This is a genomic window from Ammoniphilus sp. CFH 90114 (assembly GCF_004123195.1).
In the GTDB taxonomy this organism is placed as follows: Bacteria; Bacillota; Bacilli; order Aneurinibacillales; family RAOX-1; genus YIM-78166.
Genome location: NZ_SDLI01000002.1, coordinates 243,568 through 263,119, shown reverse-complemented (window position 1 = coordinate 263,119; position 19,552 = coordinate 243,568). Strand labels below are relative to the sequence as shown.

Annotated in this window: 21 protein-coding genes and 2 pseudogenes; 5 read left to right on the top strand and 18 right to left on the bottom strand. The window is 42.1% G+C overall.

Annotation, left to right across the window (positions count from 1 at the left end):
• Window positions 1-2: 2 nt before the first annotated feature.
• The 4 genes from EIZ39_RS05975 to EIZ39_RS05960 all read right to left on the bottom strand — a co-directional run bounded on the left by EIZ39_RS05975 (window position 3) and on the right by EIZ39_RS05960 (window position 5,710).
• A complete protein-coding gene (locus EIZ39_RS05975; RefSeq protein WP_164984927.1) occupies window positions 3-410 on the bottom strand; it encodes an acyl-CoA thioesterase in 408 nt (135 codons plus the stop codon).
• A 227-nt stretch (window positions 411-637) separates the two neighbouring features.
• Window positions 638-2,410, bottom strand: coding sequence for a sigma 54-interacting transcriptional regulator (locus EIZ39_RS05970; protein WP_129198469.1), 1,773 nt, complete (start codon window positions 2,408-2,410; stop codon window positions 638-640).
• 714 nt (window positions 2,411-3,124) lie between these two features.
• Window positions 3,125-4,597: an aldehyde dehydrogenase family protein gene (locus tag EIZ39_RS05965; protein WP_129198467.1), complete on the bottom strand. Its 1,473-nt coding sequence runs from the start codon at window positions 4,595-4,597 to the stop codon at window positions 3,125-3,127.
• Window positions 4,598-4,615: 18 nt separating this feature from the next.
• Entirely contained in the window at window positions 4,616-5,710 is a 1,095-nt protein-coding gene (locus EIZ39_RS05960) for an NAD(P)-dependent alcohol dehydrogenase (protein ID WP_129198465.1), read from the bottom strand.
• A 574-nt stretch (window positions 5,711-6,284) separates the two neighbouring features.
• Between EIZ39_RS05960 and EIZ39_RS05955 the strand changes: the two genes are divergently transcribed.
• Entirely contained in the window at window positions 6,285-7,214 is a 930-nt protein-coding gene (locus tag EIZ39_RS05955; RefSeq protein ID WP_164984926.1) for a DMT family transporter, read from the top strand.
• A gap of 237 nt (window positions 7,215-7,451) precedes the next feature.
• Here the strand turns inward: EIZ39_RS05955 and EIZ39_RS05950 are convergent, their stop codons facing one another.
• From EIZ39_RS05950 to EIZ39_RS05930, 5 genes and pseudogenes are all read right to left on the bottom strand, one after another.
• Window positions 7,452-8,735, bottom strand: a complete 1,284-nt coding sequence (locus EIZ39_RS05950; RefSeq protein WP_205668516.1) for a benzoate/H(+) symporter BenE family transporter — start codon at window positions 8,733-8,735, stop codon at window positions 7,452-7,454.
• 713 nt (window positions 8,736-9,448) lie between these two features.
• A pseudogene (locus tag EIZ39_RS05945) lies at window positions 9,449-9,744 on the bottom strand (NAD(P)H-dependent oxidoreductase); the annotation flags it as partial.
• 95 nt (window positions 9,745-9,839) lie between these two features.
• On the bottom strand, window positions 9,840-10,262 hold the full coding sequence (locus EIZ39_RS05940) for a DoxX family protein (protein WP_129198461.1): 423 nt from the start codon (window positions 10,260-10,262) through the stop codon (window positions 9,840-9,842).
• A 34-nt stretch (window positions 10,263-10,296) separates the two neighbouring features.
• Window positions 10,297-11,001: a pirin family protein gene (locus tag EIZ39_RS05935; protein ID WP_129198459.1), complete on the bottom strand. Its 705-nt coding sequence runs from the start codon at window positions 10,999-11,001 to the stop codon at window positions 10,297-10,299.
• 61 nt (window positions 11,002-11,062) lie between these two features.
• Window positions 11,063-11,458 (bottom strand): DoxX family protein, encoded by a 396-nt coding sequence (locus EIZ39_RS05930; protein ID WP_129198457.1) that lies wholly within the window; start codon window positions 11,456-11,458, stop codon window positions 11,063-11,065.
• Window positions 11,459-11,588: 130 nt separating this feature from the next.
• Between EIZ39_RS05930 and EIZ39_RS05925 the strand changes: the two are divergent.
• Window positions 11,589-11,756, top strand: a pseudogene (locus EIZ39_RS05925) (winged helix-turn-helix transcriptional regulator); the annotation flags it as partial.
• 228 nt (window positions 11,757-11,984) lie between these two features.
• Here the strand turns inward: EIZ39_RS05925 and EIZ39_RS05920 are convergent.
• The 7 genes from EIZ39_RS05920 to EIZ39_RS05890 all read right to left on the bottom strand — a co-directional run bounded on the left by EIZ39_RS05920 (window position 11,985) and on the right by EIZ39_RS05890 (window position 16,590).
• The gene (locus EIZ39_RS05920; protein ID WP_129198453.1) at window positions 11,985-12,440 is read right to left on the bottom strand and encodes a CBO0543 family protein; all 456 of its coding nucleotides are present in this window, start codon (window positions 12,438-12,440) and stop codon (window positions 11,985-11,987) included.
• A gap of 211 nt (window positions 12,441-12,651) precedes the next feature.
• Window positions 12,652-13,524 carry an SDR family oxidoreductase gene (locus EIZ39_RS05915; protein WP_129198451.1) on the bottom strand — a complete coding sequence of 291 codons (873 nt, stop codon included), beginning with the start codon at window positions 13,522-13,524 and terminating at the stop codon, window positions 12,652-12,654.
• A 98-nt stretch (window positions 13,525-13,622) separates the two neighbouring features.
• Complete coding sequence (locus tag EIZ39_RS05910; RefSeq protein WP_129198449.1) at window positions 13,623-14,039, bottom strand: Rrf2 family transcriptional regulator; 417 nt, start codon at window positions 14,037-14,039, stop codon at window positions 13,623-13,625.
• A gap of 104 nt (window positions 14,040-14,143) precedes the next feature.
• Window positions 14,144-14,704 (bottom strand): CBO0543 family protein, encoded by a 561-nt coding sequence (locus EIZ39_RS05905; protein ID WP_129198447.1) that lies wholly within the window; start codon window positions 14,702-14,704, stop codon window positions 14,144-14,146.
• A gap of 148 nt (window positions 14,705-14,852) precedes the next feature.
• Window positions 14,853-15,989, bottom strand: coding sequence for a zinc-dependent alcohol dehydrogenase (locus EIZ39_RS05900; protein WP_129198445.1), 1,137 nt, complete (start codon window positions 15,987-15,989; stop codon window positions 14,853-14,855).
• A gap of 18 nt (window positions 15,990-16,007) precedes the next feature.
• Window positions 16,008-16,370 carry a spore coat protein gene (locus EIZ39_RS05895; RefSeq protein WP_129198443.1) on the bottom strand — a complete coding sequence of 121 codons (363 nt, stop codon included), beginning with the start codon at window positions 16,368-16,370 and terminating at the stop codon, window positions 16,008-16,010.
• 13 nt (window positions 16,371-16,383) lie between these two features.
• The gene (locus EIZ39_RS05890) at window positions 16,384-16,590 is read right to left on the bottom strand and encodes a spore coat protein (protein ID WP_129198441.1); all 207 of its coding nucleotides are present in this window, start codon (window positions 16,588-16,590) and stop codon (window positions 16,384-16,386) included.
• A 147-nt stretch (window positions 16,591-16,737) separates the two neighbouring features.
• Here EIZ39_RS05890 and EIZ39_RS05885 point away from each other — a divergent pair, with 147 nt between their 5' ends.
• Window positions 16,738-16,944: a hypothetical protein gene (locus EIZ39_RS05885; protein ID WP_129198439.1), complete on the top strand. Its 207-nt coding sequence runs from the start codon at window positions 16,738-16,740 to the stop codon at window positions 16,942-16,944.
• A 21-nt stretch (window positions 16,945-16,965) separates the two neighbouring features.
• On the top strand, window positions 16,966-17,274 hold the full coding sequence (locus EIZ39_RS05880) for a spore coat protein (RefSeq protein ID WP_129198437.1): 309 nt from the start codon (window positions 16,966-16,968) through the stop codon (window positions 17,272-17,274).
• Window positions 17,275-17,332: 58 nt separating this feature from the next.
• On the opposite strand, the gene EIZ39_RS05875 is transcribed toward EIZ39_RS05880, so the two are convergent.
• A complete protein-coding gene (locus EIZ39_RS05875) occupies window positions 17,333-17,608 on the bottom strand; it encodes a hypothetical protein (protein ID WP_129198435.1) in 276 nt (91 codons plus the stop codon).
• 14 nt (window positions 17,609-17,622) lie between these two features.
• Window positions 17,623-17,874, bottom strand: a complete 252-nt coding sequence (locus EIZ39_RS05870) for a hypothetical protein (RefSeq protein WP_129198433.1) — start codon at window positions 17,872-17,874, stop codon at window positions 17,623-17,625.
• Window positions 17,875-18,128: 254 nt separating this feature from the next.
• Between EIZ39_RS05870 and EIZ39_RS05865 the strand changes: the two genes are divergently transcribed.
• Window positions 18,129-19,463, top strand: a complete 1,335-nt coding sequence (locus tag EIZ39_RS05865) for a hypothetical protein (protein ID WP_129198431.1) — start codon at window positions 18,129-18,131, stop codon at window positions 19,461-19,463.
• Window positions 19,464-19,552: the final 89 nt, after the last annotated feature.

Sequence of the window (19,552 nt, the reverse complement as noted above, 5' to 3'; positions counted from 1 at the left end):
ATTTAGCCTCCCACTTGAATGACAAACTTCTCCTTCAGCTCGTCTGGAATCGCGCAGCTTTTCGCATCCGCTTTTTGAACAGCTACACGAGTCGTTACTGCCTCGGCGACTAATTCGCCCGCTTCATTATGAATCGTTTGTGATAGAGCAAAGCTAGAACGGCCGACTTTTTCCACCTTGGTCATAACGACAAGCTTTTGCCCGTGCCGTGATTCCTTTTTATAATTAATGTTGATATTGACGGTAACCAGCTTGATTCCGTATTGATCTAGGGCTTCAGGAGTCAGACCCACCTCAGTGTTCCATTCCTGTCTTGCCCACTCTAAATACTCCAGATATTTGGCATTGTTCACATGACCATTTCCGTCAATTTCGGTTGATCGAACCGTAATTTGCATTTCCGTCTGCATGTTCATCCCTCCTGCTTCTTTCTTTCTCCTAAGGAAGCTTCTCAGTTATTTATAAAGCAAGATTGATGCCAACTTTTCATATCTAAAACCAGCCGTCATGAGCACCGAAGTGGAACCCCTCCATTTCCATATGGAATGTGAGCGTTTCCAGTGTTTATCAAAAGATGATCCGAACCTCCCATTTCGCAAAAAAAAAGACAGATCAACTCTGTCCTTGTCTCGACCCCCTATGGGATCTGACCCGCTGTAAGGCCAAATTTCTTCATTTTTTTGAGTACCGTGGTATGGGATACCCCCATCGCTTTCCCGGTTTTGCGAACCGATCCGTATCTTTTTAAAGCCTTGACCAAGGCTTCCTTTTCCAGCTGTTCAAATCGGTTTTCCTCCTGCAGGGGATCGTCCCATCCTAGCATCAGGATATCTTCCTCCGCTCGAGGCTCGGCTACTTTTAAGCGGGATTCTGTTTGGCTGATATCCTGAACGACATTGCTTGGCAAATGGTGGACATCCATAATATCCTCCCGGCAAGTCAAAACCAGCCGCTCCACGAGGTTGGACAACTCTCTGACATTCCCCGGAAAGCCGTACATCATGAGCTGATCAACCGCTTCACTGGAAAACTTCTTCGAATAATGATATTTTTCATTAAAAAACTTGAGGAAATGCCCGAGTAGAGGAACAATATCCGCCTTGCGTTCTCTAATCGGTGGGATTTTAATCGGTACGACGTTTAAGCGGTAATATAGGTCCTGACGGAACGTTCCCTGTCTTATCATTTCTTCCAAATCGCGATTGGTTGCAGCAATGATGCGAACATTGATCTTAACGGGCGTTACGCCCCCTACGCGCATGATTTCTTGCTCCTGAAGGACTCTAAGTAATTTAACCTGCATGTCTAGCGGCAGCTCTCCGATTTCGTCGAGAAATAGGGTCCCATTGTGCGCCAGCTCAAAAATGCCAGGCTTTCCTCCCTTCTTCGCTCCAGTAAAAGCACCCTGATCATATCCGAATAACTCTGACTCCAATAAATTGGGAGGAATGGCTCCGCAGTTGACCTTCATGAAGGTCCCCGTCTCAACCCGGGAACTGTTTTCATGTAATATCTTCGCCATGACTTCTTTTCCAACTCCGGATTCCCCCAGAAGCAGTACAGTAGAATCTGACGAAGCCACATGATACACCAAATCAAGAACATCATCCATCTCTTGGCTATAGGCAATCAGCTTTCCCGTGGATTTCATATTTTCAAAACGCAACTGCTTGAGTTCGGTTTGATAGCGGTTGGTAATCTCTTGAGACTTTTCCAACTGCTTCTGCAATCGGGTAAGCTCAGAAATATCTCGAACGTTAGCCAGGACAAACTTTAATTCGCCGTGCTCATCATGGACAGGAGCTGCAGTGACTAAGGTGTCAAGGCCTGTGTTTTTATAGGATTGCACATTGGTATAGGACTTTCCCGTCTGTAGCGTTTTCATCACCACGGACTCGTTACGAAACAATCCCTTGCTGACCAGATCTGTCATATGCATGCCCTCTAGCTCTGTTTTTTTGAGCATAGTCATTTGTTCGAGTGCCTTGTTGATATACAAGATGTATCCCTGTGCATCCGCAATCAGGATCCCGTCGTAAGACTGATCGATTACGGACTGCTGCTGTTGGAACTGATCGCGGATTAAGGCAAAAAGATGTTTCCTATCCATGCATCCTTTATATATTCCTGCCTCCACGATAGGTACATATCGTTCGGATAAACCTGGGAATGCTTGCAGTGTGATTTCTTCCGTTACCGTCACATGATCTGCAATGATGTGCATGGCGACCGGCTCATCAAGTTCAGCACCCAAGAGCTTCCTGGCGTATACCATCCCCATGTATTTCTCCCCTTCTAAAACAGGAATACCTTCCACATCGTAGTGTTTTATAATTTCAATAGCATGCCTGACCAGCGATTGGCTTTGGATCGTTGGGACAGAGGTTTCTACTAAATGTGCAATTCCCATTCTCAACACTCCTTCTCTACTCTATGTTCACTTGCATTTGGCATTAGTATTGCATCAGTTACATGTAAAAGGAGGAAAGACCCGAATGAAAAAAAGTTTTAATGCCGCATGTATGATTGTTAGGTGCTTGTATATGCTGGGGGTAAACCCTGTTTTAACCACAAGAACAAAGACCTCAGCCTGTGATAATGTAAATGAGCACAAAGAAAAGCGACATGTAATGAGTTTGGAATATAACCAACATTATAACATTACAATTAGATGAAAGATTTATCATATCGTTCATTTCTGAACTAAAATCCCTTCTGCGATCCTTTGCGGAACTCGTTCAATCGCCAGCGTCCATCCAAAGATATTAGCGGTCCCTATATCGCGAAATATCTCTGTTTGCGCTTACAAATTCAGTTCTATCTTCACCTCTTCTTTCCAAGCTCCCTATTTTGATTTAACAAATAAATTAAGCAAGTATCATACCAATGCAGGAGCTCCTTTTACTTATCTCATTCACGTCTAAATCCGAGAAAAACGGAAACACATGGTTTCCACTGGAATGGATGCGCTTCCAAGTCTGCTAATTCTGGCTTCACAATCCCATGTTTGATGAAGTTAACCCATTCGTATACAATATCCGATATCCTGCTCTCTCTATCTCGATGCAATAAAAAATGAACCATGAGCATTCATCTCATGGTTCAAGATAGTGAGCTATATAGTTTACGAAAATGGATATTGTCTAGGTTGCTTTTGAACAGAAACCCATTTCACTGTTGTAAACTCTTCGAGTGCCCATTCCCCGCAATATCGGCCTATACCGGAACTCTTCTCCCCGCCGAACGGAACATTGGGTTCTACGTTAACCGTCTGATCATTAACATGGATCATTCCTGTCTTAACCTGTAGCGCTACGTTTATCCCTCTTTCAATAGAACCGGAGAAAACCGCTCCACTTAATCCAAATGGAGTATCATTTGCCACCCGAACAGCCTCTTCTTCACTATCGACCGGGATGATGCATGCAATAGGGGCAAAAGCTTCATTTTGGGCAATGGACATTTCATTAGTAGCATCCACAAGAACGAAAGGTTCCATCAGATTCCCTTCAACATGACCTCTTCTAATCAACTTAGCTCCCTCTGCGACGCTCTGTTCAACTAAGTTCAATGCCCTATCGACTTGTTTGCGGTTAATAAGCGGTCCTATTATAGTTTCAGGATCTGCTGGGTTGCCGACCTTGATTTGGGAGGCTGAATTTAAGAATTTCTCTACAAAAGGATCATATATTTTTCGATCCACAATAATGCGGTTCATCGCAATACAAATCTGACCGGAGTGTAGGAATTTACCAAATGATGCAGCAGAAACGGCTTGGTCGATATCCGCATCGTCTAGCACAATAAAAGCATTATTCCCTCCTAATTCTAGCGCTGGTTTCTTAAGATGCTTCACAGCTAATGAACCAACATGTCTTCCTGCTGCTGTTGAACCTGTAAAGGAAATCACACTTGGAACGGAGTGTTCGACAAATGAATCTCCAATCTCCTCAAGATCCGCAACCGTCACGTTCAATATGCCATTAGGAAGTCCAGCTTCTTCAAAAATTTTGGCAATGACAAGTCCACCGGAGATCGGCGTTTGCGAATCTGGTTTAAGAACCACGCTATTGCCTGTAGCAATGGCTGGTGCAACGACGCGTATTGTTAAGTATAATGGCCAGTTCCAGGGGGTTATCGCACCAACCACTCCTACGGGGTCGCGATATACTCGATTTTCTTTTCCTGGTATGGCAGAAGGGCGAATCGACCCCTCCATCATCATGGGGTAAGAAAACGCAGCTTTTATATCTGCTATGGAACAATCGACTTCAATACTCGCCTTCAATTGAGAACTCCCTGTCTCTTCTACAAGAAGCTGTACAAGCTCTTCTTTTTTGTTTTGAACAATTTGTGCTGCTCTTTCTAGAACGCTTATTCTTTCGTAAGCGGATACATTTTTCCAATAGGCTTGGGCCTTTTCAGCTGTTTGGTAAGCTTCATCAATATCGTTCTTGCTTGCATATTTGAATTGTGTTAATACCTCATGGTTATAAGGATTCGTAACCTTGCAATATTTATCGCTAGACCCTTCTCTCCAAGAACCATTAATGAACATTTTACTCCATTCTGAGTATCTATAAGTTTTAACTGACATTCTATTTCCCCCTTTCATTTACCCGATTCTGAGTACTGGCTTGATTGTAACACCAGATTCCGAATCCGCGCCTGCCTGGTTTATTTCTTCTAAGCTATAGAATGTAATTAATTTATCAAATGGGAATTTCCCTTGTTTATAGAGCTCAATTAATTTTGGGATAAATAGTTGTGGTACTGCAGAACCAAGTAAAACACCGGTTACGGATCTTTCAAATAAAACGGTATTTACATCCAAGCTAACTTCCGTACCAATAGGAGGTGCCCCAATAACAACGGCACGGCCTAGAGTAGCCAGGCAATCAACTGCTTGGCGCAATACTTCAGGGCGACTTGTAGTTTCGATAGAATAATTGACTCCCATTCCTGTTATTTTCAAAATTTCTTCCACTGTATTTGTTTCCTTAGGATTGATGGTGTGGGTTGCGCCAAGTTCTTTCGCTAATTCCAATCGACTATCTTGAACATCAACCCCAATAATAGTGGTACAACTGGCTACTTTAGCAGCCATGACTGCACTTAGCCCCACTGAGCCACACCCAAAAATAACGATACTTGATCCAGCATTTGGCTTTAGTTTATTAAGAACAGCCCCACTGCCTGTCTGAATGCCACAACCTAAGGGTCCTAAGATATCAAGCGGTACATCCTTTGGAACTTTAACCACATTCCTTTCAGAAGCAACAGAATAATACGCAAAACTGGCTTGACCAAAAAAATTCGAAATATCCTGTCCATCTTTGTGTAATCTGCAAGTTCCATCCTTCATTTTTCCAGTAAAATTCAACTCAAAAAATTGAGAGCAGGCATACGGATTCCCACTCCTGCAATTTGTGCAGTCTCCACACGAGCTAAATGAAAGTACAACATGATCCCCTTCTTTAACACTTGTGACCCCTTCTCCTACTTTTTCAACGATTCCGGCACCCTCATGTCCTAAAACTGCAGGCAAAGGAACCGGATAATACTGGTCTCTAACAATCAAGTCCGTGTGGCAAACACCTGTAGCATGAATGCGGATTAAAACTTCCCCTGCTTTAGGATCGTCAATTGTAATTTCCTCGATTTGAAATGGTTCCCCTTTACCATGAGTTATTGCTGCTTTTGTTAACATGAAATTCCCCCTAACTTTTGTAATACACTAATCTATAAAAGCAAGATTCATGCCAATTTTACAAATTTTCTTAAGATAAAATCCACAACCACAATAAATCGTGTGCCCTTAATCAATTCCAGCAACATATAGTATGTTTGGCTCTTCAAAAGCTCATTTAGTTGAAGAGTTTCTTGTTTTTGTTACTCCCGTTGGAAATAGTGTACTTCCAAAATGGAAACCCAATGGAAACAAAAGGTTTCCATTGGGTTTCCATTCATCTTATAGACGGCTTTTTGCAAAGCTGTAGCTCACTTTTATAGGAAAATGTTTGATTTGAAACTAATTATTTTTTCTTTTTTTCATAGATACAACTAGCGGCAAAGACATTGGCTTCTTCTCCAAGCTCATCGAGAAGCTTGAGTGCTTCCTCTAGCGTACTGGGTCGTAAGTATTTTTAAGGTCCCAGTCTCCACTCGATAGTTGTTTCTATTAAATGTGCTATTCCCTTTTCTCAACTCTCCTTCTCTACTGTTTTGGTTTGTATTTGGCATTAGTATTGCATCAATTATATTTAAAAGGAGGACAGACCAGAATGAAAAAAGTTATAATGCCACACCTACTATTGTTAGGTGCCTGTATTTGTTGGGGCGTAAACCCTGTCATTGGAAAAATACTGAATGAATCACTTCATCCCGTTGCCCTATCTACCCTTCGATGGTTAACTGCTCTCCTAATCCTCATCCCATTGACCCTATGGAGAGAGAAGATCGATTTTAGGAAGGTCCTGGCGCACTGGAAGCTCTTTTTCTTCACCGCCCTGTTTGGGGTCACCCTATTTCAGACCTGCACCTATATTGCCGTCAAGTTCACCAGTCCAACCAACACCATGCTCATCAATACGGCCACCCCCATTCTGATCGCTTGTTTCTATTATATTTTCCGAAAGGAGGTCCTTCATAGAATCCAAGTACTCGGTATGGTTTTGGCCACCGCAGGGGTGTGCATCGTCCTTTCCCAAGGAAAATTAGAAGCCCTGCTTTCCCTTGATTTCAATACGGGAGATCTGATTATGGTAGGTGCCGTACTGGCCTGGGCTGCCTATTCCATTTTGTCAAAGGAGCTCATGCAGCTGTTCCCCCTGCTTACGACCATCTCGATTACCAGCCTCATCGGAGTGGTGCTGTTAGTGCCAGCCTTCCTTTGGACGATCATCGAGCATCCAGTGACCGGAATGACGTGGGAAATGGTAAGCGGGATCATCTATTTAGCCATTAGCGCTTCGGTGCTCGCCTTCTTATGGTGGAATTACGGCATGAATGCCCTAGGAACCAATACTGCTTCCATGTATCTCTATCTAGTTCCCGTCATCACCGCTCTTGTTTCTACCATCGTTTTGCGGGAATGGATCACCCTAAGCCAGGTGATAGGCGGTCTGTTCGTAGCCTATGGCGTGTTCCTAACAACTAGAAAAAGACCGCAACCTGTACAATTGGAAATAAGCACAAAGAAAAGTGTCATGTAATGGGTTTGGAATATAGACAACATTATATTAAGATGGAAAATTCATAACTTTTGCTCATAAAAATTGGAAAGAATGTAGTGCTAATGGAAAGAGGGCATTTCCATTGTATCGTGCAACAGTCCGTCCCTTTCTAAGCAGATGGGACGGACTATTATTCCACTTCATGGTCAAGCTTAGAAAAAAAGGGTACCCCAGAAGGAGGTCTTAACAGCCTTTTCGGGTACCCTCTTCGTTTCCTTAGTGATTCACCACGATTTTATCTTCATTCTCCAGAGGCGCATCGTTTTTTTTCAGACTGAAATGGTTTTGTTCCACGATGTAGGAGACTGCGACTCCAATGATCAACGCCCAGAATGGCGCGCTGATCTTAAAGATGGTAATCCCGGACATGGCCACGACAAATGCGGCAAAAGCACCGAACTGAAACTTCTTCCCTGAGAAAGCGCCTTGGAAAACCGAGATTAATACCGCCAGCATCGCAAGGCCAGCTACGGTTGAAATCAGCGTTCGGGGCAGAGCCAGAAGAACCGGCACCGCAATCCCCGCGATCAACCCGAATCCGGCGAACAGAACACCATCCACGACGGTTGCCGCGTAGCGCCCTTCTTTCTTGTCTCCTGCCAATTCAGATGAACAAAGGGCGGTCATTGGACCTGCGATGTTCGCATTGTGGCCTCCAAACAGGGACGTTACCATCCCCCCGATCCCCGAAATCGTGGTCATGTAATTGACAGGCGCCCTATAGCCTTGGGATAGCAATACGCCTGTCGCTTGGGCATTTTCTGCCCCAATGACGAGGACGGCTAGGGGAAGCGCAATCGATAAGAAGGCATCCAGGGTGAATACAGGGGCCACAAATTGCGGAAGAGCCAAACCGATATCCATCGATTGAACCTGGATTTGCCCTGTGATCCAAGCCACGAGCACTCCGACGCCCAATGCTCCGAGAATAGGCGGAAAACGCTTCCATAAACGGTAAAAGATCAAGAACGAAATCACCGTTGCTCCCGCGATAAAGGGAGCGGCCTGAATAGAGTCGACGATACTCAGCGCGAATCGAAACATCGCTCCCGCAATCATTCCCATGATGATCGGCAAAGGAATCCATTTCATGATTTTCCCGATCGTACCCGAGATCCCCAAGATGAACACCAGGATCCCTGCCATCATATAAGCCCCGGACGCTTCATGGATATTGAAGGTAAGAAGAGCGGTCGCCATGAGAACAGCCCCGGGGATGGAATACGCGCCATTAATGGGGGTCTTAAACCTTAACGCCATAATGATACTAAACAGGCCACCGAAAAAGTAAATGGAAAATAGCCACGAAATCGTCTGTTCAGGTGTAAACCCCCCCTTCTCTGCTGCCCCCATGACAATCAGAGCAGGACCTGTACAACCAAAGATCGCAGCTAGTGTACCTGCTGTGACCGATTTGGTGTTCAAATGCTTGGGCAAATCCCGAAGCCCGGACATGATGCCTGGACCCGTTTCAATAATCCTTTCCTTGTTATCACTCACTCGTAACCCTCCTCATATATTTTTTGCTTACGCTTTCATACCAGAAGCAAGAATGATGCCAAGTTATGGTTCAAAGGTGACAGTTGATTTGGTTGGAAGCAATACTTTCACTTTTAGAATTATAGCAAAATTCCATGTGGAACAGCAGTGGTGACAGATGGACCGAATGTCGTTCCGCTTTGACCTCTAGCCTATTGATAATACGGGATTCCCCAATTGGCATAACCCTTGCAATTAACCCTATACGAGAAGAATATGATATCAAGAGGATGATTTTCCTATGAGAGAATATGAGCAGTTAGATCAGGATTTGGAGACCATCCAGGACCTTAAAGTAGAATTAAATGCTACCGCAGAAAGTTCCCTCTGAATGATTATGTATGGACATAAACTTGCTCCTTTCCCGTTGTTAGTAGATCGTCTTCAGCAGCAATTGCAGCGTACTTTTCTACGGCGGAAACTAAATTATAGTCCATGACACTCGGTAACAGCAGCGTAATGCCACCCAATGGCTGACTTGGGCATCGTTTTTTGTACTTTCAGCAACGGTATATAGAAAAACGGAACCACTTGGTTTCCATTGGAAGTAAAGCGTTTCCGTGTTTCCGTCTCGATCCTGCTTACAAAATAAAACGCCAGGCATGTAGCCCAGCGTTCGTTTCTTGTTGTACAGAGATATTACTGTCTAACACCTTGCGTGCCTTTAATTTTCCTAAAAATTGTTTCATTTGTGCTGCTATATTTCCAAATCGAGTCGGGGTACTGAATATGATGGCATCTGCCCATTCGATATCTTTAGGTGTTACGGTGTTGACACATGCTGTTTCCTCTACATAAGCTTTCCAAGCGGGATTCCCTTCGATCACCGATTGAGGGGCAAGTTCAGGAACTTTTAAGATTTTAACCTCTGCTCCAGCTTCCTCACCGGCAGAAGCCGCCCATTGTGCCAGTTGATAGTTGGTTCCTGTGTGGTACTGTAATAAATAACTGCAAGTTTGACAGACATGATCCAGCCTCCTTAAATGGTTTGCTATATATAATCCCAACAATTCCCTTCAAATGGAAGTTATATACCCCTGTGAAGAGGAAGTGAAAGGGGAATTATTACCTTTTAGCTGCTACTTCCTCTCTTTTTGAAAGCCCTAGAGTCTTTCCTAGGGATAAAGCGTAACTTCCATTCAAAGCTAAATATAGTGCCATAGCTAAGAATGCAAGATCCAGCTCCCATCCAGCCATTTGACCATTCCCCAAAAATCCAACCGCTAATTTCACCTTTAAAGTGGCTCCAATCATAATGATTGCCAACAGCGCGGATACTAATCTTGTTCCCAACCCGACAATAAGTGCTAAACCACCTATAAGTTCAATCGTTGCAACCGCAAAGGCAAGAGATCCGGGAAGCCCGATGCTTTCGAACCAACCAGCGATGTTGCCAATGCCCCCTTGGAATTTGACAAATCCATGAATGAAGAATGTAATTCCTAACACTACTCTTAAAATCAATGCTCCTAGTTGATTCGTGTTCATCTTGTTTCTCCTCCTAATGTTCTCTCTAATGAATTTAAGGTAAGTCAATTAACATCAATTTTGCATTAGAATTGCCAGCGATCTTTAATTCGGTAAGATCAGTGATTCTTACTGAATCTCGTTTTTTCAGTTGGGTTTTCTCGTTTAAGGTCACATCACCTTCGATCATAAATAAAAAGATTTTGCGATTTGCCTCTTGGTTAAAAGTGAGTGAATTTCCTGCGTCTAAATCTGACAGATATAGAGTCAAATCTTGATGGATAGATGCTACACTTTCAGATTTAAAATGATTCGAAACGATAGGAAGCAATTGATTTTTTAGCGCATTTTGGTCATAGGCTTTTTGTTCATAAGATGGTGTTAATCCCCTTTTCTCGGGTAGAAACCAAAGCTGCAAAAAGTTGACCTCTTCCGTATTGGATGGGTTAAATTCCGAGTGAACCACCCCTGTTCCTGCGGTCATTCTTTGGATTTCTCCGGGTCTAAGAATCTCTGAACCGCCCGTACTATCTTCATGCTTCAATTGACCTTTTAAAACAATAGACACAATCTCCATATCACGATGAGGATGTGATCCAAACCCATTACCTGCGGCCACAAAATCATCATTCAACACACGAAGAGGGCCAAAATTCATGTTATTCGGGTCATGATACTCAGCGAATGAAAAACTGTGGGACGATTTTAACCATCCGTGATTTGCTGTAAAACGTGATTCTGCTGGATATACTTTGATCATGTTAGCCTCCTGCGTTTTCATTTATTTTTCCCATGTATATTGTTCTCAACCATAGTATGCCTTATAGCCATGCATCAATAGAATAAGAACCAGCTCCAATCAGGGCCACACCGATAACCACCGCAATCAAAACCAATTGATATTCGAATCCTCCCTTATCACTCCAATAACCGTTTTGACCATGAACTTTCAAAATAGCTACTACCATGGTAGATGCAATCAGGAAAGCTCCTACGGGCGTTAACAAACCGGAAGCAAAAAGCAATCCACCTACCAATTCACTCAATCCAGCGAGGATCGCCATTTGAACGCCGGGTTTTATCCCGATGGATTCCATCCAACCACCGGTTCCTTTCGGGCCATATCCTCCGAACCAACCAAACAACTTCTGAGCGCCATGTCCCATAAAGGTTACCCCGATAACTAAGCGAATGATTAATAGACCAAGATCCATCATTGTTTCTCCCTTCATTTACCTTTTGTTATTTACTAACTTTTTATTATTACTTACTTTATGTTAGTATCATACCGTGTCTCACTTACTTATGTCAAGTTGCTTTTAAAAAATAATAAATGAGGTTGTTTAAATGGAATCTACCTTTGAATTACTCGGCAAGAGATGGACAGGTTTAATTATTCGTGTATTAATGAGCGGCCCAAAGAGGTTTAAAGATATATCTAAATTGATTCCCGATCTTAGTGACAGAGTGCTTTCAGAACGATTTAAAGAATCAGAGGAAGCTGATATTGTCGTAGATTCCAAAATGAACTATCCAGTGTAACATAGTTTTTCAGACACAAAAGACCGCCCCCTCTATGGTTATCAAGACCTAATTTAAAAGAAATTCACGAAATTTAAAGGTGACCACATGTTAGACATATCTAATATGTGGTCACCTTTGTTTTTTAATGTGTTATTCAACTATAGACTCCCGTTAAATAAGCACAGAAATTTAGACCTATTGTATTCTTCATCAGTGGATTTACTTACAGTACCAACGGACATACAAACGTGATATGACGAAAGTAATGAATAAACCAATCCAAGTCCAATACCAAGTCCAACCTGTGTACTTGATTAAGTTGGTATTCTTTTCAACCATTACCTCTATTAATGTCATTCCAGAGCAGAACAGGGCGTAGTACCCTAATTTATTAAGCATGCTCCTTTTTTCAGGGTAATGAGCAATAAAAATCGCACAAAGAGCGGGGTGTACAAAAAAATCATAAGTAAAACTCGAACCATATGAGGAAAGTTCACGTACAGGGAATTGAATCCACCCCTTCTCAACCACAAACATAGCTCCTGACCAAGTAATCACCTGTTTTATTAGAAATGCTAACTGTACTTCGCGGAATTTTTCTCTTGGAACCAACAATAAAAGGGCAAGAATTGTTAAAATCCATGCCACAATCAAAATAGTGCGTTCAACTGACATAAAACAAGGTCCTCTCCAGTAATTTTCATTTATTATTTTGTCCAATGTTAACGAAGATAACTGCCCTTTACTTCAATAAAAAAGAAAAGACTGCCGAGGCAGCCTTCCTTCGCTATAGACTCTAGTTGCGTAATACATGACAAGCTTTGAAACTTTTGAATTAAAAACCGACCTCGTATTTACGAAAAGGACTGTTTCGAGTAGTGTTCCATTATTTAGTTTGGGAGATTCCGTTCACGATTTGCGTCAGTGCTTCCTTTATCGGTGTAACTGGGCGACCCAATAACTTTTCGAAATCATTACTCTCAACTTCAAGAGTGCCTTCTCGAATGCTTTCTTGGATACCCACAAGGAAAGGTAGGAGAAACTCTGGTACTCCCACACTTTTCATAATATCGGTATAAGTAGCATCATCAACCTGTTGTACAATTACTTCTTTACCCAAAACATTTCCCAAGGCAGATGCTAATTCCTCTTGTGTCATCAACTTACCGGAAAGTTCGTAGATTGTTCTCCCGTGTCCGTTCCCTGCTAATACAGCTGCTGCTGCCTCTGCATAATCTTGTTGCGGCGCCCAGCCTACTTTACCATTTTCTGCTGACGTTACCCAAGGTGCTCCAGCCATCACGCCTTGAATGCCTGAAATCTCATTTTCCAAGTACCAGTTGTTTCGTAAGAAGGAGTAAGGAATGCCGGTTTTCAAGATAGCTTCTTCTGTTGCCTTATGCGTCGGAGCAAGAAGGTTTTTGCTTTCTTTTGCGTTCGCAATGCTTGTGTAAGCAATAAATTTCACTTCCGCACGCGCTGCGGCAGTTACTGCATTGGTGTGCTGTCGAATTCTCGTTTCGTTGTCTCCATCAGCGGATATAATTAATATTCGGTCTATACCTGCAAAAGCACGATCCAATGTTTCCGGCTGGTCAAAATCTCCGTGTCTAACGTCTACTCCACGGGCACTTAATCCTTCCGCTTTCTCTGGGTTACGAACACTTACAGCCAGTTGTTTTGCTGGTACCGTTTTTAATAAGGTCTCTACAACTTTTGAACCCAATCTTCCTGTTGCACCTGTTACTAGCATTTTCATTGTAATTCCTCCAATAGGTTTTTGTTGTAATAACTATTGTTATAACACAAATGGTTACAACTAGTTTATAAAATAATAGCTCTAAAAAGAGCTTTTATTTATTTGAAATTTGTGGTCAGTTGGCTCAAATTTGTTTGTGCCAACCTATGCTCCATAGCAGATTGGGCTTCTTTTAATTCGAATTGGAGAACCGATTCAATATTTCGCCCGACTGGGCAAAGAATATTGGGTTCTTCGTGAATACGAAATAATTGATTCCCTTCCGTTGCATTCACAGCCCGATAAACATCAAGAAGCGTAATTTGTTCAGGACTCTTGAGTAAAAAGGCACCGCCTACTCCAGCCCTTACGTCCAATAAACCAGCCTTCTTAAGCTTCGCCATAATTCTTCTAATTATAACAGGGTTCGTATTTACGCTGCCCGCAATAAAGTCCCCCGTACAATCATTGGAACTAACAGCAATCACGGAAAGGATATGAACAGCAATAGAAAAGCGGGTGCTTATTTGGCTCAATTGAATCACCACCGTTGTAACCATTATAGTTATATCGATTCAAAAAGTCAAACAAAACAGGGGAGAGCGACTTCCATCGTTTACCTCAGCGTGTGCCGAATATCTTACGATCTCGCTCCCTTTGCTACTCGGACCACTTTGTCAACCAACCACTTCACTGCTATTCCCGTTAAAAGATAATAGAAGAAAGAATATATATAGTTCCATTTGACATAAAGAACCTGATCTAACCAATGAGCTAGGGGTTCCCCGACAAAGGCATAGATAACAGCCATCGCAACCAAAGCTAATGAGTACGATTTCCAGCTATAAAAATACTGGTATATCAGCATATAGGCTACAGGGACGACACTGGCATCAAAAGGTAACGCTTTTGGAATAATAGGGATTAACTTCACTGGATACATCCAATAACCTAACTGAGTTCCTAATGAATCGAGATTAACAGTAAGAAGAATGATGATCATGCCAAAAAGTAAAATTTCCATTACTCTTTGTTTATCCAATAATTTCATCCATATCATCCACGGCACAATCAAGAAAGCGACCAATAACCACCAATTCCATGTCCTAAACGCATAAAAAGACCAACGCTCTATATCTAATAGAACTATTTTATCTTGTAGTTCTCTTATTTCCCATAATAATTCATATGTGATTTCCACTTTGTGTCCTCTTCTCATATAAAGATGAAAGAGATTATCCTTAATCAACAAAGATAAAGAGAGTACCTCCGAAAGACTCAAACAAACTACCCTTGAAGTTCCCCTCTTTTACCCTTGTAACTTCAACCATTCAATGTCATTTTAGGTTTTAATTCCTAAGGAGAACCTTAATCGCTCCATCGAGTTTTGCATCCATTAACTCATACCCGCGTTTTGCTTCATTTAATGGAAGAACATGAGTAAACACATCTGACGCGTCCAGTTTTCCCTGAGCTATTAAATTATAAAGGAAGGGCATATAGTGGATGACAGGAGCTTGTCCTGTTCGAATATTAACATTTCGCTGAAAGATATCTCCTAAAGGAAAACCATTATATCTGCCGCCGTAAACCCCCGTGATCTGGATGGTTCCACCTTTACGCACGGCCTGGGAAGCTATGACGATAGGACTCAATGATCCTCCATGAAGCTTCAAACCAGTAGCAAGAAATTCTAATGGGGTCATCTTTCCATCCATACCCACCGCATCAATCACCACATCGGCTCCACCTTGGGTCATTTCTTTTAAGTGCATACCTGTATTTTCAAAATGTTCAAAATTAACAATTTCCACATGGTTGGTTTTCTTCGCGTGTTCTAATCTATAATCCACATAGTCTACCGCTATGACTCTTGTGGCTCCCTTTAACCAGGCTGCCTTCTGGGCAATCAATCCCACAGGACCGCATCCTAGCACAATGACTGTATCACCCGGTTTCACTCCTGCATTGTCCGCACTCCAATAGCCCGTACAAACGGCATCTGCTAAATGAGTAATTTGCTCATCCGCCAGCTCAGAGTCTTCAGGAACTTTAAATGAGGTAAAGTTTGCGTAAGGTACCCGGAGGTATTCTGCCTGGCCCCCTGCGTAACCACCCGTCGTTTCCGAGTAGCCGAAATATGCCCCCATGTCGCCATGCGGATTGGAATTATCGCATTGGCTTTCCAACTGATGCTGGCAATACCAGCAAGAGCCGCAGGAGATGTTAAAAGGAATAATCACTCGGTCCCCTTTTTTTAGTTTCGTCACCTCTGGACCCACTTCTTCCACAATGCCCATAGGCTCATGCCCAATGATAAAGTCTTGAGGGAAATTAGGAATCATCCCATGGATCAAGTGCAGGTCAGAACCGCATATTGCAGTGCTAGTTACTCTTATAATCATATCATCTGGTTTCTCAATTTTAGGGTCCTGGACCTCTTTCACTTCTACATCTTTGATGCCTTGATATGTAACAGCTTTCATTTTCTTCACCTCCTTGTTTTAATGATCTAGATCAGCAAACATACCCAGACGGGATGTATGGTCAGGAAATAACTTCATACCCGCAATTTTCACCGTCGTATCAGCAGATTTAATATCTAGCAGAAATTGTTCATTCACGTTATAAGAGTGTAACCATCCTTTTTCAATCATGAGCTTGGAGATTTCATTATGAAGTTCAAGAGCTTCTTCCAATTGGGCGCGTACTATGGATCTGACTTCTGGGGTGATGGTTTCCGTCAAGGCTACTGCACAATTCCTCACGCCATTTTTTGCGGTCAGCAAGAAGTCCATGGCAAACATAGAATCGGCCAATTCAGGCATTCCTTTCGCGTTAGTTGGATCTAAGAAATCGCTGTTCATATTTTCACCTCCCTTATTGGGTATGGATTCGGGTATAAAGAGTAGTCAAATCATGGATAGCCTGAACGGATTGTCTTACATCCTTTTCCATCAAGGCTTTCAAATCCTTGTCAAAAACCAGACCTTGCATCAATTTTGATCGGGTTAAGCAAACCGTTTTAAAATTGAGCAATTCGTGAATCTCCATACTTTCATGTGCGGACAAAGTCGGTTGTTCCATCCTTTTCACCCCCATTCTTTAACAACTATATTTTTTACTTTGAGTTACGAAGTATACTACTGAAAAGATAATGATCAGAATATCTTAGAATTTTATTGATCATGCTATGGACGAGAAAAAATATATTCTGGGAATGAGGTGTTGATCATGAATCCACAGGGATTAGCCTTGCACGAAACCCTTGAATTGCATGAATTGCTTCAATTTAGAAATCTTTGCTGCACCAAAGCAACCACAATGCAAGCGCTTGTTTCAGACGAACAACTGAAAACCATCATGCGCACGGATGTTGAAACGACAAGGGAGCATATCCAAGAGCTGCAGGGGTTGTTATCAAACTCTAATTTCCAATAAGTGGGAGGTATACGAAGATAGATGAATAGTGTAATTGAGTACTTAACTGGAATGGACACCTTAACCGATCAAGTGATCGCCTCGGATTTGCTTCTATCTTCTAAAACCGGGATTATCCAATATGCCATGGCACTGACAGAAGCCGCTACAGAAGAGGTTAGACTAATATTAAATAAACAATTGGAGTATGAAATCGAGGTCCACGAACGAATGACTGCCTACATGGTTGATAAAGGTTGGTACCATCCCTATGATATTTCTGAGCAGTTTGCAGTGGATCGTACAATGACACAGACAACATTAAATCTACCGCCTGTACCTTTTAGCTAATAAAAATGAAGTGAAAATCCAAAAAAGGAGCGTCCAACGGAATCGCTCCTTTTTGCTGTTATTCTTGAGGCGGCATATTCGCGGCAATGGCATTGGTGTGGGCTTGATCTAACATTTCCTCTGCGAGAATCAATTGTTCCTGTACTTGTTGAATAACTTGGGGGTTTTGTTCTGCTCCAAGTTGTGTAATGGAGAAGAGCGCTTGATTTAGGGCGGTCTGCGCTTCGGAGATCGCCGATGACGATTGGGCTGTGATCGTATTGCTTTGTCCTAGAGCAGCACGGGCTGGTTTTTCGACTACATGGGTTTCCGGGTTTTGAAAATTGTTTGGCATAATAAAACCTCCCCTTATTGACTTAAACCTTGCGAAAATTCTGTAGCCTGGGCTAGACTCACTTGAGCTAGCTGCAATTGATCCTGAGCCTTGGTCAATTGTTCTTGAGCATTGATGATTGAATCTTTGTTCCCTGTTGCTTGAGCTTGATTCAGCACCGCTTGCGCTCCTTTTAATACATCTTGATAAACTTGAACGATGGATTGTTTGGATTGAAGCACTGCATTAACTACTTGTGGATCCGTTTGCTGCCATGGTTCATTCATAATATGATCTCCTTTTCAGTTAGCGTTAGTACTCATTACTCCTTTAATATTTACCAGACTCTTTGCTTTTAAAAACCTGTTATTAAGCACCATTGCTAATGTGCTAACCTTAAATAATTTCATTGACGAAAAACCGTTCTATTCTATAATATTATTGTATATTGTATACCGTATTTTTCTCAAGAAAACACCCAAGATATGGCCACAGCTTTTTAGGTGTACAGCAAAAAACATTAAAGTAAGAGGTGGTTGTGTTGAGGAGTTATTTTATACTCGCGATGTGTTTTCTGTTTCTTATTCAATATTTTGTTGGTTCCCAAGTGCTTCAATATATCTTAGCCCTATTTGCAGCTATTGCTTTCTTGGGAAGTATTACGCTTGCAAGACCGACTCCCCGATTTTTTAGTATCCTGATGTTTTTGGCTGGAATCATCTTCACGGTCTTAAAAGGCGACGGATTGGAAGAAGTAGTACAAGGAATTACGGCCAACCTTCCCTTGTTGACCTTGCTTGTTCTCGTTCCCTTGCTATCTATTCCACTGAAGATGGGTGGTTTTTTTGATTCCATATTGTTATATCTCAAACACTTTCAGAATCATCCAAGAAAATTATTTATGGGAATTACTTCCGTTCTCTTCTTTCTAGGACCCATACTCAACATTGGTGCTATTCGCATTGTTCATGAATTCGCTCAGAAATTAAAATTGAACTCTACTTTTTTGTCCAAGGCTTACCTGGTTGGTTTTTCAACCACCATCTTATGGTCGCCCTACTATGCAGCTGTTGCTATTACGCTATTGTATCTTCAGGTGTCCATTACCGATTATGTACCGTATGGGCTCGGCTTAGGCATTTTATTTTTAATCATCGGTAACCTCATGTTTAGTCTATGGGCAGGAAAGCAAAAGCTTGAGCCATCTGAACAACAAGATGAAGAATCCTTCTCTCCTGATCATGGAAAAAGGATAAAGGTTCTTGCTGTGATTATCTTTTCCTTAATGACGGTAACGATTATCGCGGAAATGATCACTCATTGGTCCATGCTCGTGTTAGTCAGTTTTGTAGCCATCCTTTTCCCACTGGTGTGGTGCTTATTCTCTCATCAATGGAAGGCATTGAGGCAATATCTACTTGACTTTCGAGATCAATCTGTGCCTATCATGAACAATGAAATCATTATGTATATTAGCGCTGGTTTTTTTGGACAGTCTCTTATTGGGACGAGCTTAGGTCAAGGACTTAGTATATTTATGATTGATTTGGCACAGATTTCATTTTTGCTGTTTGCCCTGTTTATCCTAGTTACCATGGTTATTGTAACTTATATGGGAATCCATCAGGTCGTTGTTGTGACTGTCCTTGCCACCCAAATGGACCCGATTTTATTAGGTACAACCAAAGAAATACTGGCTATGGTGATTATGCTTGCTTGGGCCACATCATCGGTATTAAGTCCGGTAAATCCTGTAAACCTATTGGTAAGCACGCTTGTGAAAAGGTCTAGTATTCAAGTAGGTACCCGAGATAATGGATGGTTTTTGCTCAGTATGTGTACCATTGGGATTGCTATACTTACTCTTTTTCACTAGTTTATGAGGAACGGTTCATACCAGCTTTCATTGTGTGGCAAGCAAGTTCTCTGCTAGAGATTGAAAATGCTTTTAATAATCGCATCCGT

Coding starts and splice junctions, on each gene's coding strand:
- EIZ39_RS05975 (WP_164984927.1), bottom strand. CDS start 410: ATGCAGACGGAAATGCAAATTACGGTTCGATCAACCGAAATTGACGGA.
- EIZ39_RS05970 (WP_129198469.1), bottom strand. CDS start 2,410: ATGGGAATTGCACATTTAGTAGAAACCTCTGTCCCAACGATCCAAAGC.
- EIZ39_RS05965 (WP_129198467.1), bottom strand. CDS start 4,597: ATGTCAGTTAAAACTTATAGATACTCAGAATGGAGTAAAATGTTCATT.
- EIZ39_RS05960 (WP_129198465.1), bottom strand. CDS start 5,710: ATGTTAACAAAAGCAGCAATAACTCATGGTAAAGGGGAACCATTTCAA.
- EIZ39_RS05955 (WP_164984926.1), top strand. CDS start 6,285: ATGAAAAAAGTTATAATGCCACACCTACTATTGTTAGGTGCCTGTATT.
- EIZ39_RS05940 (WP_129198461.1), bottom strand. CDS start 10,262: ATGAACACGAATCAACTAGGAGCATTGATTTTAAGAGTAGTGTTAGGA.
- EIZ39_RS05935 (WP_129198459.1), bottom strand. CDS start 11,001: ATGATCAAAGTATATCCAGCAGAATCACGTTTTACAGCAAATCACGGA.
- EIZ39_RS05930 (WP_129198457.1), bottom strand. CDS start 11,458: ATGATGGATCTTGGTCTATTAATCATTCGCTTAGTTATCGGGGTAACC.
- EIZ39_RS05920 (WP_129198453.1), bottom strand. CDS start 12,440: ATGTCAGTTGAACGCACTATTTTGATTGTGGCATGGATTTTAACAATT.
- EIZ39_RS05915 (WP_129198451.1), bottom strand. CDS start 13,524: ATGAAAATGCTAGTAACAGGTGCAACAGGAAGATTGGGTTCAAAAGTT.
- EIZ39_RS05900 (WP_129198445.1), bottom strand. CDS start 15,989: ATGAAAGCTGTTACATATCAAGGCATCAAAGATGTAGAAGTGAAAGAG.
- EIZ39_RS05895 (WP_129198443.1), bottom strand. CDS start 16,370: ATGAACAGCGATTTCTTAGATCCAACTAACGCGAAAGGAATGCCTGAA.
- EIZ39_RS05890 (WP_129198441.1), bottom strand. CDS start 16,590: ATGGAACAACCGACTTTGTCCGCACATGAAAGTATGGAGATTCACGAA.
- EIZ39_RS05885 (WP_129198439.1), top strand. CDS start 16,738: ATGAATCCACAGGGATTAGCCTTGCACGAAACCCTTGAATTGCATGAA.
- EIZ39_RS05880 (WP_129198437.1), top strand. CDS start 16,966: ATGAATAGTGTAATTGAGTACTTAACTGGAATGGACACCTTAACCGAT.
- EIZ39_RS05875 (WP_129198435.1), bottom strand. CDS start 17,608: ATGCCAAACAATTTTCAAAACCCGGAAACCCATGTAGTCGAAAAACCA.
- EIZ39_RS05870 (WP_129198433.1), bottom strand. CDS start 17,874: ATGAATGAACCATGGCAGCAAACGGATCCACAAGTAGTTAATGCAGTG.